At 58.8% G+C, this 14164-nt stretch carries 13 protein-coding genes and 1 tRNA gene; 4 read left to right on the top strand and 10 right to left on the bottom strand.

All coding sequences use genetic code 11. The features are described 5' to 3' along the window. Positions 1-79 precede the first annotated feature (79 nt). The 3 genes from E1K68_RS10680 (at position 80) to E1K68_RS10670 (ending at position 2296) form a co-directional block, all read left to right on the top strand. Positions 80-1048, top strand: a complete 969-nt coding sequence (locus E1K68_RS10680; RefSeq protein WP_212614059.1) for an AraC family transcriptional regulator — start codon at positions 80-82, stop codon at positions 1046-1048. 221 nt (positions 1049-1269) lie between these two features. Then, the gene (locus tag E1K68_RS10675; RefSeq protein WP_212614058.1) at positions 1270-1497 is read left to right on the top strand and encodes a hypothetical protein; all 228 of its coding nucleotides are present in this window, start codon (positions 1270-1272) and stop codon (positions 1495-1497) included. A 10-nt stretch (positions 1498-1507) separates the two neighbouring features. Continuing rightward, a complete protein-coding gene (locus E1K68_RS10670; RefSeq protein WP_057710116.1) occupies positions 1508-2296 on the top strand; it encodes a hypothetical protein in 789 nt (262 codons plus the stop codon). Between the two features lie 8 nt (positions 2297-2304). Here E1K68_RS10670 and tssM read toward each other — a convergent pair whose 3' ends face one another. The 8 genes from tssM to E1K68_RS10630 all read right to left on the bottom strand — a co-directional run bounded on the left by tssM (position 2305) and on the right by E1K68_RS10630 (position 12220). After that, on the bottom strand, positions 2305-5943 hold the full coding sequence (tssM, locus tag E1K68_RS10665) for a type VI secretion system membrane subunit TssM (RefSeq protein ID WP_212614057.1): 3639 nt from the start codon (positions 5941-5943) through the stop codon (positions 2305-2307). A gap of 20 nt (positions 5944-5963) precedes the next feature. Next, complete coding sequence (locus tag E1K68_RS10660) at positions 5964-7298, bottom strand: T6SS immunity protein Tli4 family protein (protein ID WP_244858794.1); 1335 nt, start codon at positions 7296-7298, stop codon at positions 5964-5966. Then, positions 7295-8227: a T6SS immunity protein Tli4 family protein gene (locus E1K68_RS10655; RefSeq protein ID WP_244858793.1), complete on the bottom strand. Its 933-nt coding sequence runs from the start codon at positions 8225-8227 to the stop codon at positions 7295-7297. The genes E1K68_RS10660 and E1K68_RS10655 overlap by 4 nt, the downstream gene beginning before the upstream one ends. Before the next feature lie 280 nt (positions 8228-8507). Continuing rightward, positions 8508-8583, bottom strand: a tRNA-Gly gene (locus tag E1K68_RS10650). 60 nt (positions 8584-8643) lie between these two features. Next, positions 8644-9204 (bottom strand): CDP-diacylglycerol--glycerol-3-phosphate 3-phosphatidyltransferase, encoded by a 561-nt coding sequence (gene pgsA, locus E1K68_RS10645; RefSeq protein ID WP_032892416.1) that lies wholly within the window; start codon positions 9202-9204, stop codon positions 8644-8646. A 32-nt stretch (positions 9205-9236) separates the two neighbouring features. After that, a complete protein-coding gene (gene uvrC, locus E1K68_RS10640; protein ID WP_003190389.1) occupies positions 9237-11060 on the bottom strand; it encodes an excinuclease ABC subunit UvrC in 1824 nt (607 codons plus the stop codon). A 1-nt stretch (position 11061) separates the two neighbouring features. Beyond that, positions 11062-11703, bottom strand: a complete 642-nt coding sequence (gene uvrY, locus E1K68_RS10635; protein ID WP_003190387.1) for a UvrY/SirA/GacA family response regulator transcription factor — start codon at positions 11701-11703, stop codon at positions 11062-11064. A 151-nt stretch (positions 11704-11854) separates the two neighbouring features. Beyond that, positions 11855-12220, bottom strand: coding sequence for a helix-turn-helix transcriptional regulator (locus tag E1K68_RS10630; protein WP_003190384.1), 366 nt, complete (start codon positions 12218-12220; stop codon positions 11855-11857). 82 nt (positions 12221-12302) lie between these two features. Here E1K68_RS10630 and E1K68_RS10625 point away from each other — a divergent pair, with 82 nt between their 5' ends. Continuing rightward, on the top strand, positions 12303-12542 hold the full coding sequence (locus tag E1K68_RS10625) for a DNA-binding protein (RefSeq protein WP_003190382.1): 240 nt from the start codon (positions 12303-12305) through the stop codon (positions 12540-12542). Positions 12543-12577: 35 nt separating this feature from the next. On the opposite strand, the gene E1K68_RS10620 is transcribed toward E1K68_RS10625, so the two are convergent. Together E1K68_RS10620 and E1K68_RS10615 are read right to left on the bottom strand one after the other, a co-directional pair. Continuing rightward, complete coding sequence (locus tag E1K68_RS10620; protein ID WP_003190380.1) at positions 12578-13024, bottom strand: GNAT family N-acetyltransferase; 447 nt, start codon at positions 13022-13024, stop codon at positions 12578-12580. Continuing rightward, positions 13025-13774 carry a carbon-nitrogen hydrolase family protein gene (locus E1K68_RS10615; protein WP_034135290.1) on the bottom strand — a complete coding sequence of 250 codons (750 nt, stop codon included), beginning with the start codon at positions 13772-13774 and terminating at the stop codon, positions 13025-13027. Positions 13775-14164: the final 390 nt, after the last annotated feature.

Genomic DNA, 14164 nt, shown 5'->3' with positions numbered 1-14164 from the left:
GGCGACCCGCAGTCTAGGCGCGCGAACCTGGATGATCTATGATCCAAAATCTCTCATTTTTGACTAAAACACCTGAACAATGTCTGCAGAACAGTTTGCTCTTGCCTCGGATCTCATCAACGAGCTGTTGCGCGGCATGCGCCTGCGTGGCGTCGAATACCGGCGTATACAAACCAGTCCGAGTTTCGGTTTGGGCTTCGCTGAAAAACCTGGGCATGCCTGGTTCCACTTCATGGCCGTCGGTAATGCGCTCCTGCGAATGGAGGACGGCACCACCTACGCGCTGTCTGCCGGCAACGCCGTGTTCATCTCCCACGGCGCGGCCCATCAACTGTATTCCCATGCGGACGCACCCGTTCAGGACGTCGACCGCCTAGACAGCGTCCCCCTCGGTGACACCGTGAGCGCGGTGCACACCGCAACCGATGCCAGCCCAACGCCGAGCACCATTTTGTTCAGTGGTTGCATGGAGTTTGAACTGGGCAGCATCCATGGCCTCGGCAAACTGATGCCGGGCCTGATGTTGATTGATGCCGACGGCCAGCGCTACCCTGGACTGGTGCCTATTCTGACCACCATGGAGCGCGAAGTCAGCGCCGCACGTGTGGGCTTCGCCGGTATCCTCGCGCGGTTGGCCGACGTGGTGGCCGCCATGATCGTTCGCGGCTGGGTGGAGTGTGCCTGCGGGAATGCCTCTGGCCTGGTCGCCGCTTTACGCGATCCACGCTTGGCCGGTGCACTGCTAGCGCTCCATCAACAACCGGGCCGCGACTGGACCGTTGCGCAATTGGCAGCGCAATGCAACACCTCACGCTCGGCCTTCGCGGACCGCTTCCAGGTGACGATTGGCATGACGCCGCTGCGCTATGTCACCGAACTGCGAATGCGGCTCGCAAGCCAGTGGCTGACCCTCGAAAGGCTGCCGATCGAAGAGGTAGCACAGCGCTTGGGCTATACATCCCAAGCCGCTTTCAGTCGCGCATTCAAGCGTATTACGGGCAAGACACCGGGGTTAAGTCGCAAGGTGAGGCAGCCCGCTGTTACTTGAAGCTGAGCGCACGTAGTCGACGGTCTGTGCCTCTGAATCATTCAACGCCCGTTACGTCGAGGAATGGGTCACGGCAGTGCACAACCGACTAAAGGACTGTCAAGTATGACAGTAGACGCCTGCAACGCCTCATCTGAGAATGAACGCCACGCGGCGAGAATCCCCAGCCTCTGATACTGGGCCAGCACGTTTGCCGCCAGCACTCGATGAGGGGCTCAGTCATGGAGATCACTGAATGCCGTGCCGCAGACAACGTCATCTTGACACTAAAGCAGCCGATGAACGCGCGACGCACACGCCTGCTGTGCGGTTATCTGCGCCAGATCAATCCGCCGGCCGGGTATTTGATCCTGGTCGAGGAATGGACGGCGCAAGCCCATTACGTGCAGTTCAACCAAATTACAGGGTGCGCGCGCATCACCAAAAAACTGCGGCCACACCCGGCCTGAGCATCTCCTCATGAACTTGCGCCCACGCGCCATCAGCGTAACGCTGGCGATCGGCTTGCTCACTACCATGGGAGTGGCACAGGCAGAACGCGCCCTCATCGAGCCGTCGCAGATACAAGAAGCGATAACGATTGAAACAGCGATCGAGGCTCAAAGTGCCACAGCCGCCCCCACCGACACCGCTTGGTATGCCGTCCTCAAAGGCAGTACGCCCGTCCTCATCACCGCGCCCCACGCCACGAAGCCCTATCGAGAAGGCAGCTATCGTTTTTCCGACGGCGCAGGCACGGCGGCGCTGGCCAAACTGCTCAATACCTTAACCTGCGCAACGGTCATTTATACCCAATACCGCAGCCCATCCGACCCCAACTACTACGACGACAATGCCTTCAAGGCCGAAGTCGCCGAGCTGATCAAACAGCACAAGCCCAAGCTATTGATTGACCTCCACGGCAGCAGCACCTCGCGCCCCTACGATGTCGACTTTGGCACCATGGAAGGGGCGTCGTTGCTGGGCCGCACGGATATCGTCCCTTCCTTGCGCAAAGCGTTGCGCAAGGAAGGGCTTCGCAACTTCTCAGACGACTACTTCCCTGCCGCCAAGCATCATACGCTCACACGATTTGCCTCCTCTCTTGGCGTTCCCAGCGTTCAGCTGGAAATCAACAGCACTTGGCTGCTTCCATCGCAGGGGGATATCTATGCCCAACGTTTCTCCCAATTGCTGCAAGGCCTTACCCGGTACATTCGAAATACAAATGACACTGAAAACGGTGCGTGTCGAGCGGGTGGTGTGTGATCGCTGACTTATGGACGCTCATCGCTGATAGCGGTTGCGGCGACACTTCCAACCTTGCTTGGGTCTCTCTTCGTCTGGCGCTCTTCAAGCAGGGTCCTCGGCAACACAAACCCTTCAAAACTGCGCTGAGTAATCGGGTTATTAGCCTTCTCTGCCCCAATCCGATAACGCATCAACCCATCGGCGACAGAAAAAGTCAGGTCTACGCTGGTGTCGGTGCGGCCATTGAGGTGCCCACGGCTGAGCAGGCGGAACAGCGACCACGGCCCGCGATAGCTCAGGCTGGCGGTGTTGCCGGTGCTGTGCACCAGGGTCAGTTGGCTGCCGTTGGTGTTGCCCAGGCTGTTGGGCCAGACCAGCCCGATGCGTTGCGGGGCGCCGTGTTGGTACGGGATAAGCTGGCCGTCGACGCTGAGCATGCTGCTCAGGCGGGTGGCGCTCAGGGCCAGAGGTTCGATGGTGAGTTGCACCGCGAGGTGGCCGCGATGGTTGAAGAAGGTATCGCGGATGCGCTCGATTTTTTTCAGCTGTTCCAGCACATCGCTGCGCACCAGGTAGCCGCCAAGGCTGTCGGAGTAAAGCGCATCGAGGTTGTCTTTGAGGAACACGTTCAGGTACTGATCATGGAATTGCTGCAAGCGTCCTTGTGGACCGAAGAAGGCCTCGAAATCATCCAGCGACGCATCCTCGCCACTGGCCTTGAACGGATAGCGGCCCGCCAGACGCTCGCGGTAGAAGCTGTAGATTTCGCTGTCCCAGCGTTTCTCAAGCTCGCGCAGAGCGGCAATCACCAGTACCTGAGACGTCTGGTCGGCAAGCTTTTTGACTTGCTGGTTCAGCGGTTCGGGCAGGCCCACGGCAACACGTTGCAGGTTGGCGATGGGGTCGGCGCCGCCCAGGGAGAAGCGGTTAAGCACGGTTTTAAGGGCGGCTTTGCCGGGGTCGGGATTGTCGTGCACGGCTTTGGCGTAGTCATAGACGGCGCTGACCGAGCGCAGGGTTTCTTCGTAGTAAGACGGCTGGTCGCCTCGTGCGTTGATCAGTTCTGAAAGACTGGAGAATGCGCGCCGAATCCCGGCCGCCTGTTGTTGCCCCTCAGACACCTTGTCCAGCTTGAGCGGCGCTTGCCCTTCAGCCAAGGGCACGGTCGGGTAGATCACACTGTTGTCGCGCAGGGTTTCCAGCAAGCGTCGTAGCGGCGCGGCCGGGCCGGTGACTTGCTCCAATACCGCCACACCGTGGCTAAGGTCGTCGAAGTCGGTCACTGCAAACTGGTTCAACGCCCGCCGCCAGCTGTCCACGTAGTCGGCGCTGTACAGGGCGCGGATACGCTGGGTCAGCACGTTGCGGTCTTCGGCGGAGTAGTCCAGACGTTGTCGTTCGCCGAGTACCCACTGGTCGATCATTGCCAGTTCGATGATGCCCTCGGTGCCCGGTTCGAAATAGTCCTTGAAGCCCTTGGCGGTGAGCAGCGGCGGCAATTGCAGGCCGCTGCCCGCTTGATCGGTGTTCAGCGGACGGTAGACGATATCGAATGCCGGGCCGATCTCGTTGCGCAGGTCCAACGGGCGATGCAAACGTTCCAGAGCGTCCTGTTTGAGGCTCATATAGACCCGTTCGGCCATGGGCAACTGGCGCAGTTGCTGCTGCACTTGGGTAATGCGTTCGCGGTAGTGCGGCAGGTCGGCATCGGCGTATTTCAGCGCGTAGCCCAGGTGCCCCATCAGATCAGCCTGCAGCTGGCCCTGACCGGGATAGGCACGCTGCCATTGCTTGGCAACCCACTCTTCGACGATGGCCGCACGGCGGTTGGGGCGCTCTTCGAGCATACGGTACACGCGCAAGGCCGCCAGTTGCTTGTTGCTACCGGCGGGCGCCGCGTTGATGGCGTCGAGCACACCGCTGGCAATCGCCGGCAGGAAGCGCTTGGACAACAGATTCAGGTAGGCTTCGTCCACGGTGGGGCCAATCGCCCTGCCCTGGTACAAGCCCATGTCCGACAGCAACGGCCAGGCTTGGCGGTAGTCGCCATAGACCAGCACCGCATCACGGATCTGGTCCAGGGGCAGCAACAGGTTGCGCCCGGTGGGGTCGACCTTGGCGTCGATATCCCGCTCACTGAACTCCTGGCTCTTGGCCAATACGTTGGCCGCCTTGTCGCGGTTGATATTGAAGTAAAACTGCCAGCTGCCGATGGTCACCAAACATCCCAGGGACGCAACGCTGAACCCCGCGATCAACAGCCGACGCTTGCTGCGGGCCACCTTGATGTTGTCGCCCGCCAGCCCCGCTTCGGGGTAGATCACCCGCTGGAACAGTTGCTGGGCAAAGTAGATGGTCGTGCCACCGGCCGGTTTGACCTCCGGTGGCGGTGGCGGCAGTTGATACGCCTGCCCTGCTTCTTTGATGAAAGCATTGCTCAGAGTGCCCTGCTGCAACACCGAGGAAAAATACAGCCCGCGCACCAACGCGGGTGTGGTGAACCGATCACTGCCAAGCATTTCAGTCAGGAAACCAAACAACGCGCGGCGCAAGCCCGCCATCTGATGCATCAGCGCCTGCAAGCGATCACACTCATCCAACGTGCGCGCCTCCCGGGTGCTGTTGAAAACCTGTTCGCAGAGGCAATCAACAAAGGCTTGATACTGACGCGTCAGCTCCGCCAGCCAGGCATCAAAATCATCCACCGCGTCCAGGCTGAACGTGAAGCCCAGCAGGTCTTCGCGACCACTGCGCGATAACCTGGCGAAGAACTCTTCGAAGCCTTCCAGCAGGTCAAACTTGCTCAGCGTCACGTACACCGGCAAGCGCGTGCCCAATTGCCGCGTCAGCTCAAACAGCCGGGTGCGCAGCAGGTTAGCGTGGGCCTTGCGTTGTTCGGGACGTTGCGCCAACAAGACCTGTATATCAATTACCAGCACTACGCCGTTCAATGCCCGACGGCTGCGGTTACGCGTCAGCCAGTCGAGCAGGTGCGACCAAAGCCGCGCATGAGTGCCGGTGGGCAACACCGGCTTGAACTTGCCCTGCTGCTCGACGTTTTCAGCCGGTGAATCCGGGTGGCTGAGAAATTCACCCGGTGGGTCAATCAACACCGCCTCGTCCCCGATCCACCAATCCACCGGGTAGGCCAGTTGCTCTTCCTGAGCCCTGACCCCAGCCTTGGTCACATGAGACAACGAAAAGCTCTGGTTGGAGCGGGTGATCAGACTGGTCTTGCCGGCATTCTCCTCACCGAGCACCAGGTACCACGGCAGTTGATACAGTGAACGGCGGCGCTCCATATTATTCAGCAGGCTGCCCAGGCTGCGGTCCAACGCCCGCTCTTGAGCCTCGATATAAGGCAAGCAAGGGTCGGCTTGCACGGCAGCCTCATGCTGGCGTTCAACCTGCAAACGCTGATAACGCTCGCGCACGCGCCACGCCCAGATCAGCAGCGGCACCACGATCACCGCCACACTGGCCGAGACCCGCATCGCCCACTCGGCCAACGGTTGGCGCTCACGCCACGTCCACTGCGGGCCCAGCCACCAGATGGCGACCAGCAAGAACATCACCCCCAACAGCACCAACACCGGCCATGCCTGGTTGAATTGGCGCAGCACCGGCAGGCCCCAGCGTTTGAGGTAACTCCAGACTGTTTTCATGAATCGCTCCTAACGCTTTTTTAGAGTTCGTTGCTTACACACGGTGAACGCATCCCTGTTGCTCCCGCTGAACCACGCCCGGGGGCATGGCTTGCGTTTTCAACGCTGGCGATGAATTCATGGAGGATGCGTTTGCTTTCGACAGCCTCCTTGACACTGGGGCCGCGAATGTGGGTCTCAGGGTCCGGCTTGGGCACGACCGAGCCGTAGCGGATGCGTACTGATTTGAGGATGGCGTCCCACACGGCCATGGCTTCGTAGTCGGTGAGCGAGGGGTTGACGGGTTCTGGTGACGCGGGTTGTTGCCAGAGAGGCAGTTCGTAGCCTTTGTTGGCGAATTGGGGAAGGGTCCAGCGAACCAAATCCTCTGGTTCGTCGGGGCCGATCGGTTCGGCTTTCATACCTCCAGCCGACATGCGAAAGTTCATGCTCGGGCGACTTAGCGATGGATCCTCACGATAGTTTTCGGCCCCGAAGAGGAGTTGACGATGAGTATCGTCGCTGAAGCCAATCAGGGATTCTTCCGCCGACATTCCCGCAAGAGTGATCTTCTTCGTGCGCAGATTTTCGTAATCACCTGCGAGGAAAACCCGTGCGCCTTCCTCGGTCCGGGTCTTTATGCTCTTCGTTTGACTAGGCGATAAAGCATTGATGTAAATTTCCAGCGAAATATCAGAGGCAGGCGGACTGAACTCAAAGCTAGCAATCTCCTGATCATGGTAACTGCGAATGACTACCGGCCCGAGCGCAAATCCCGCGCCAGCATTTTCGGGGGTAACTTTGAAGATCTCTTTTGAAAGTTTTAACAGACGATCTTCAACAGGAGCGGTATTACCATTGAAGGAGACAGCGCGGAGCATGACATAGGCGTCGCCCACCAGCAGATGGAATTCGTGCACGAATGTATCTGGGACTTCGGTGCTCTCAAAATACTGCAGCCATATCTTCTGCGAGGTTTCACGCCTTGCTGAAACCAACATGGATGCGTCCTGCTGCTCATCATTTCTGACAGCCGCGATTCGACGCGCACGCTCATTCAATGCGGCATCAAACCGCTCCTGCGTCACGTTCTCTCCCAACACGCGTACCTCAACAGACGCATGATCGGCGCCCAGCCCGTAGTAGAGCTTCACGTCGCCGCCACCACTCCAATTGGCCGGCAAATCAATCAAACCTCGGCCCAACGCCCAGGTGCGCATGTTGCTGGTAAATTCGTGCACGGTTTGTTTCTCCTGTTCACTGGGTTGTTTGAAGGCGGCGCAACCCGTGAGCAACGCGACCGTCAAGCACATGAAAAGAAGCTGGGGGGCTTTAGGATGAAGGCGGCCATAAGAAAGCCGGTGGGCGCTATTCATTGATCGCTATCCCCTGGCAATGACCTTCGTTTTTCCAAGCTGGCAATGAACTCATCGAGGATGCGCTTGCTTTCGGCAGCTTCTTCGGCACTGGGCCCGCGAATGTTGGCCCACAGGTCCGGCTTGGGCACGACCGAGCCGTAGCGGATGCGTACGGATTTGAGGATCGCGTCCCACACGGCCATGGCTTCGTAGTCGGTGAGCGAGGGATTGACGGGTTCTGGTGACGCGGGTCGTTGCCAGAGAGGCAGTTCGTAACCTTTGTTGGCGAACTGGGGAAGGGTCCAGCGCACAAGATCCCTGGGTTTATCAGGATCTATGGCGGTACGCTTCTTTCCGCCTGCCGATAGGCGAATACTCATAGCTGGACGGCTTAGGGATGGGTTATCTCGATAATTCTCGCTGACGAAAAGTATTTGACGATGTGTGTCATCACTGAAGCCGATCAAGGATTCTTCGGCTTGCATTCCAGCTAATGTGATTTTGCCTATACGCAGTTGTTCATAATCGCCTGCGAGGAATATTTTCCCGTCTTTTTGGGTTCGGGCATGCAAACGTTCTCCATCATCAGGTGATAAGGCGTTGTAGTAGACGTTCAGCGATACGTCTGAAGCAGGGGGGCGAAAATAGAAACTGGCGATCTCATGGTCGTGATGACTGCGAATGACAACCGGCCCAAGCGCAAACCCCGCGCCTGCGGTTTCAGGGGTGACTTTGAAGATCTCTTTTGAGAGTTTTAACAGACGATCTTCAACAGGAGCGGTATTACCCTTGAAGGAGTCAGCTCGGAGCATGACGTAGACGTCATCGACCAGCAGGTGGAGTTCGTGAACGAAAGTCTGACGCGGTGTTGGACGCCGATAGTATTGCAACATGACACTTTGCGGTGTCTGCGCTTTGGCTGACACCAGCATTGATACGTCATCCATCTCATAGTTCTTGACCGCGGCGATCCGGCCTGGAAACCACCGTGACTCAGGATTATCGGTGCCAGAATTGACGTTCTCCCAAGGCGTCGAGGCGCGTCGGGAAGTTGAGCGAACAGTAGTTGGCCTGGTGACAGGCGAACTGAGCGGATCTGGTAACAATACGGAATTGAGTGCGTCCCCTACGGTTTTGCGCACAAACAAAAAAAGACGCCTAAGCGTCTATTTCGTAAATCACAGGCAAAAAAAAGCCACTCGTTAGAGTGGCTTTTTCATTAATGCTTGGAGCGGGAAACGAGACTCGAACTCGCGACCCCGACCTTGGCAAGGTCGTGCTCTACCAACTGAGCTATTCCCGCTTGGTGATGCGCATTCTATAGAATCCTCAGCACCCGTCAACCCCTTGATTCAAAAAAGTTTTATTTCTTTTCAACGGTGGTTCGCAGATGAGGCCAGGCGGCGCGCAGGTATTGCAGCATGGACCACAGGGTCAGGCCGGCGGCGATGAGCAGCAAGGCGTAGCCGGTGAGTACCCAGAATGTGAAGTCCGACGGGTTGGCCAGCAGGATGACCAGCGCGAGCATTTGCGCGGCGGTTTTCCATTTGCCCATGTTGGAGACGGCGACGTGGGCGCGGGCGCCGATTTCGGCCATCCATTCGCGCAGGGCCGAGACGACGATCTCGCGGCCGATGATGACGGCGGCCGGCAGGGTCAGCCACAGGTTGCCGTGTTCCTGCACCAGCAGCACCAGGGCGACGGCCACCATGAGTTTGTCGGCCACGGGGTCGAGGAACGCGCCGAAGGGCGTGCTCTGTTCCAGACGGCGTGCCAGGTAGCCGTCGAGCCAGTCGGTGGCGGCTGCGAAGGCAAATACCGAACTGGACGCGATGTAGCTCCATTCATACGGCAAATAGAACAACAAAATGAAAATCGGGATAAGCAGGACGCGTAGAACGGTAATCAGATTAGGGATATTCATCGGCACAACTGGCTACGAGGTGAGAAGGCATTCTATTCGCTGTGCAGGTTTGCATAAATCAGCTCAGCGAGCTTTTTACTGATACCGGGTGCTTTGGCTATCTCGTCAATGCTGGCACGGGACAGCTCCTGCAAGCCACCAAAATGTTTAAGCAAGTCGCGACGGCGCGTCGGGCCGACCCCTGCCACCCCTTCCAGGGTTGAGGTTCGCCGGGTTTTGCCACGGCGGGCACGGTGGCCGGTAATGGCGAAACGGTGAGCTTCGTCGCGGATTTGTTGAATCAGGTGCAGTGCGGGTGAGTCGCCCTTCAAAGTGAACTCATGGGCGGCATCATTCAAGTACAACGTTTCAAAACCGGCCTTACGCGTGGTGCCCTTGGCGACGCCGAGCAGGATCAGGTCGGGCACCGCCAGTTCGTTGAGCACGTCACGGGCCATGGACAACTGGCCCTTGCCACCGTCTACCAGCAGGATATCGGGCAACTTGCCCTCCCCGTCCTTCAACTTGCTGAAACGCCGCGTGAGCGCCTGGTGCATGGCGGCGTAGTCATCGCCTGCGGTAACGCCTTCGATGTTGTAGCGCCGATAGTCGGCCTTGATCGGCCCTTCCGGCCCGAATACCACGCAGGAGGCCACCGTGGCCTCACCGCTGGAGTGGCTGATGTCGTAGCACTCCAGGCGCTGGGGCGGCTCGTCCAAATTGAGGACCTCGGCCAGGGCGTCGAAGCGTGCAGCGACGTGCTGTCGGTTCGCCAGCCGCGCGCCCAGGGCCTGTTCGGCGTTGGTCACGGCCAGTTGCTGCCAGCGGGCACGGGTGCCGCGTACGCGGTGGCTGATGTCCAGCTCGCGGCCGCGCAGCTCGTGGATCGCTTCGATCAAGGTGGGAAAGTCTTCGTGCACCACATTGACGATCAGCTCCGACGGCAGGTCGCGCTCAGGGCTGCTGACGTAATAGTGGCCAAGGAACGCAGCCATGACTTCTGCCACGTCTTCGTCGATACCGGTCTGCGGGAAAAAGTTCTTGCTCCCCAACACTCGCCCGCCACGCACGCTGATCAGGTGCACACAAGCGCCGCCCGGGTTGACGAACGCGGCGATCACGTCAACGTCACCGGTGCCGCCTTCCATGCTTTGCTGGTCCTGGACACGGCGCAGCAGGGAGATCTGGTCGCGCAGTTCGGCGGCCTTTTCGAAATCCAGGGTACTGGCGGCCTGCTCCATGGCCCCGGACAACTCATCGGTGAGTGCGTTGCTGCGCCCTTCGAGGAACATCACCGAATGGCGCACATCCTCGGCGTACTCCGAAGGTTCCACCAGGCCCACGCAGGGCGCCTTGCAGCGCTTGATCTGGTATTGCAGGCACGGCCGGGTGCGGTTCTTGTAGAAGCTGTCTTCGCACTGACGCACAAAAAAGGTTTTTTGCAGCAGGCTCAGGCTTTCACGAATCGCCCCGGCGCTGGGGTAAGGCCCGAAGTACTTGCCCTTTTGCTTCTTTGCCCCGCGGTGAATGCTCAGGCGGGGAAAGTTGCCGTCGGATAAAAACACGTAAGGGTAGGATTTATCATCACGCAACAGGATGTTGTAAGGCGGCCGCCATTCCTTGATCAGCGTCTGCTCAAGCAGCAGCGCCTCGGTTTCATTGGCGGTGATGGTGGTTTCGACCTGGGCGATACGCGCCACCAGGGCGGCGGTTTTCGGCGCAAGGCCGGTCTTGCGAAAGTAGCTCGCCAGACGGTTCTTCAGGTTCTTGGCTTTGCCCACGTAAAGCAGGCGCGCCTCGCTGTCGAACATGCGGTACACGCCGGGGCGGCCACTGCAGGTGGAGAGAAAGGCACTGGGATCAAACGGTGTGGTCATGTCAGGCGCTGGCGTCCACCATGCCGTGGCGCACTGCGAGCAGGGTCAATTCAACATCACTGCTGATGGCAAGCTTCTCGAAGATACGATAACGGTAGGTATTGACGGTCTTGGGCGACAGGCACAGCTTGTCAGAGATGGTCTGCACCTTCTGGCAACCGACGATCATCAGGGCGATCTGGATTTCCCGCTCCGACAGCGCATCAAATGGCGAATCGCTGGTGGGCTGGAACGACTTGATCGCCAATTGCTGGGCAATTTGCGGGCTGATGTAACGCTGGCCGGCAAATACCAGGCGAATGGCTTGCACCATCTCGGCCAGGCCCGCGCCCTTGGTGAGGTAGCCGGCGGCACCGGCTTGCAGTAAACGGGTGGGAAACGGGTCTTCCTCGCACACCGTGACCACCACGACCTTGATGTCCGGATGGCTGCGCAATAACTTGGTCGTGGCACCAAGACCGCCAATCCCAGGCATCTTGACGTCCATCAGTACCACATCGGGCTTCAACTCCCGGGCCTTGATCAGGGATTCCTCCCCCGACTCCGCCTGGCCGACTACTTGCAGGCCGTCGATGTCAGCCAGCATTCGTGTAATGCCTGTACGAACGAGATCATGGTCATCGACTACTAGCACCCTAATCAAGCAGACACCTCGCGATATGGTCTTATAGGTTGCTGAACACCTTAGCAAAAAACCAAGGCGCAGACCTAGTTGCAAGTGTCATATATATAGAGATTAAACGTGCTGCGGCTGTTCGCCGGCTGGCGAACAGCCCTGTTTCCTGGGCTAAAGGTCAGGATTCCTGGGGGGGCGACTTGGCTTTTCCGTTCACTACGGATGAATGCTCAGCCAAGGTACTGGTCAAGCGACGGATTGCGTCCTGGTCTTCCTTGAACATCGCTCGGTAATTGCCCAGCACTTTCTCTTCGATCTTGCTCAGGTTATCCAGCTGGATCGGCGTTGGGCTGCCGGTCAACACGTACAGGATATCCACACCTTTTTCGGCGACGCGAGACAAATAGTCGGCCTTGGGTGCACGACCACCGCTTTCATATTTGCCTTGGGCGTTCGCTTCAACGCCTCCAATTTCTCCAAAAACTTTCTGCGACAGGCCAAGTCGCTCTCTTTCTTGCCTTAAGCGCGAACCGATTCCACTCATTTGGATGTATGATCCTAAATTGGCACACCCCAAGAGGTGTCACACCATCACTTCGTTAAACAAACTTGAACGGTTTTGAACTATGCCCGGAATCCGTACTGCTGCACAAGCCAAGGCCTGGCTGGAACATCAAGGAAAGTCAGTTCAAGCGTTCGCCCGGGAGCATGGCGTAGACCCGGCAACCACGTATCAAGTGCTCTCCGGGCGCAAAAAGGGACGGCGTGGAGAAGCCCATAAAGTGGCGGTACTTCTGGGCATGAAAGAGGGCGTTATCGTGGATGAGCCAAGAGCTCAATCCCACGACGAACAAAGCACTAACTGACAGCAGTATGCGCTTATTTGTAGGACGTGCCTGTTTTAGTCCGATGTGAGTGCGCGACACTCACGCTCCATCCGCCAGAAGCCATCCTCTTCACCGACAATGCTCAACCCCAAGCGCTGATACAGCCTTCTTGCCGGGTTGGTCTTGAACACCGTCAAACGTAGAAAGCCCAGGCCCTCGACGCGTGCCTTGAACGCCATTTGCTCCAGCACCCATGTGCCCGCGCCCTGCTTGCGGCAGCATTCCAGCAGGTGCAGCTCGCGGATATACAGGGCCTTGCCATCGCGGCTCAGGCTGATAAAGCCCATGACGACGTCATCGTTGCAGATCAGCCAGTTCTCGCGGCCCGCCCAGGCCACGTCGAAGCCGTCGCTGGACCACAACAAGCCGTTCTGACGGTAGTAATGGCTCATGGCCTGCTGGGTCAGGGTGCGGGCAAACGGCAGGTCCTGCTCGATGGCCCGGCGCAAATGAAACCTCATTCAGAGGGCGACCACTTGGCCGGTCCACTGCCCGCCGTCGCGACGGGCGATCACCAACGCGTCGCCGACACCGGGGGCGGCAACAAGCAAGTTGCCATCGGCGGTCCAGATCGCACTGCGACCGGCACAAGCCCAGCCTCCAGATGGGCCACCGTGGTTAGCCATCAGTACCAACAGGCCATGCTCGGCCGCATAGCCTTCAAGCAAAGCACTGTCCGCCGCGTAGCCTGCCTCGCTGATCAGTACGCTTGCGGCATACACTGTGGCGCCCGCTGCCGCCGCTTGGCGTGGATGGCTGGCCTGGGAAAAGTCCGCACACACCGCCAATGCTATGCGGTCATCTCCGAATGCCAAGACCTCACCGCCCTGCCCCGCAGCAAATGCCAGCTCCTCACCGGGGTGCAAGTGCTGCTTGGTGTAGACGCCGACTGAGCCGTCCGCCCCCAGCACCAACGCGCCGATCAGCACGCCTGCTTGTGGCGCCAACCGCACCGGCATGCCCACCACGGCCGTCAACCGCAGCTCCCGCGCCAGCTCACGCAACGGCGCCAATACGGCGTCTTGCGGGGCGATGGCCAAGTCGGCCGCCAGGAACGGCTCGTAGCCGGTCAGTGACAGTTCTGGAAACACCAGGCATTGCACGCCCTGTTCAGCCGCGGCCCACATCAACGCCAGGTGCCGCTGGATATTGGCAGCGACATCGCCCGGGATGGAAACGGTTTGCGCCGCAGCAAGGGTCAAGGCAGTCATGGTCGCGTCCTGGCAATCATTGTTTGAGAGCCGTCAGCATATCCACACTTGCCCATAACGGCATAGGTATCTACACAACTGAGTGGACTGTAGCAGCGGACGGTAACCACGATGCGAAGCGAGTCGCTCTTGATCTGCTTTTGATCTGCTTTTGATCTGCTTTTGATCTGCTTTTGATCTGCTTTTGATCTGCTTTTGATCTGCTTTTGATCTGCTTTTGATCTGCTTTTGATCTTGATCTTAAGCGCCCCGTCAAACCACGCTGGCCGGAATTCGACAGGGATTTGGGGGGTAAACCGGCAGGGATGCCGGTTTAGCCGCCCCGCGCCATGGATGGCGCGTGGCGGCGGCCCCCCAAATCACTGGCGGATTACGGGCACACCGAGCCTA

This window comes from Pseudomonas sp. B2021 (assembly GCF_018135665.1).
Classification (GTDB): domain Bacteria; phylum Pseudomonadota; class Gammaproteobacteria; order Pseudomonadales; family Pseudomonadaceae; genus Aquipseudomonas; species Aquipseudomonas lactis.
The sequence above is the reverse complement of the archived record's forward strand: the minus strand, read 5'-3'. Positions and strand labels throughout refer to the sequence as shown.

Bases quoted from the DNA above. Each gene is read 5' to 3' on its own strand.
- E1K68_RS10680 (WP_212614059.1), top strand. From the start codon at position 80: ATGTCTGCAGAACAGTTTGCTCTTGCCTCGGATCTCATCAACGAGCTG.
- E1K68_RS10675 (WP_212614058.1), top strand. From the start codon at position 1,270: ATGGAGATCACTGAATGCCGTGCCGCAGACAACGTCATCTTGACACTA.
- E1K68_RS10670 (WP_057710116.1), top strand. From the start codon at position 1,508: ATGAACTTGCGCCCACGCGCCATCAGCGTAACGCTGGCGATCGGCTTG.
- tssM (WP_212614057.1), bottom strand. From the start codon at position 5,943: ATGAAAACAGTCTGGAGTTACCTCAAACGCTGGGGCCTGCCGGTGCTG.
- E1K68_RS10660 (WP_244858794.1), bottom strand. From the start codon at position 7,298: ATGAATAGCGCCCACCGGCTTTCTTATGGCCGCCTTCATCCTAAAGCC.
- E1K68_RS10655 (WP_244858793.1), bottom strand. From the start codon at position 8,227: ATGGATGACGTATCAATGCTGGTGTCAGCCAAAGCGCAGACACCGCAA.
- pgsA (WP_032892416.1), bottom strand. From the start codon at position 9,204: ATGAATATCCCTAATCTGATTACCGTTCTACGCGTCCTGCTTATCCCG.
- uvrC (WP_003190389.1), bottom strand. From the start codon at position 11,060: ATGACCACACCGTTTGATCCCAGTGCCTTTCTCTCCACCTGCAGTGGC.
- E1K68_RS10630 (WP_003190384.1), bottom strand. From the start codon at position 12,220: ATGAGTGGAATCGGTTCGCGCTTAAGGCAAGAAAGAGAGCGACTTGGC.
- E1K68_RS10625 (WP_003190382.1), top strand. From the start codon at position 12,303: ATGCCCGGAATCCGTACTGCTGCACAAGCCAAGGCCTGGCTGGAACAT.
- E1K68_RS10620 (WP_003190380.1), bottom strand. From the start codon at position 13,024: ATGAGGTTTCATTTGCGCCGGGCCATCGAGCAGGACCTGCCGTTTGCC.
- E1K68_RS10615 (WP_034135290.1), bottom strand. From the start codon at position 13,774: ATGACTGCCTTGACCCTTGCTGCGGCGCAAACCGTTTCCATCCCGGGC.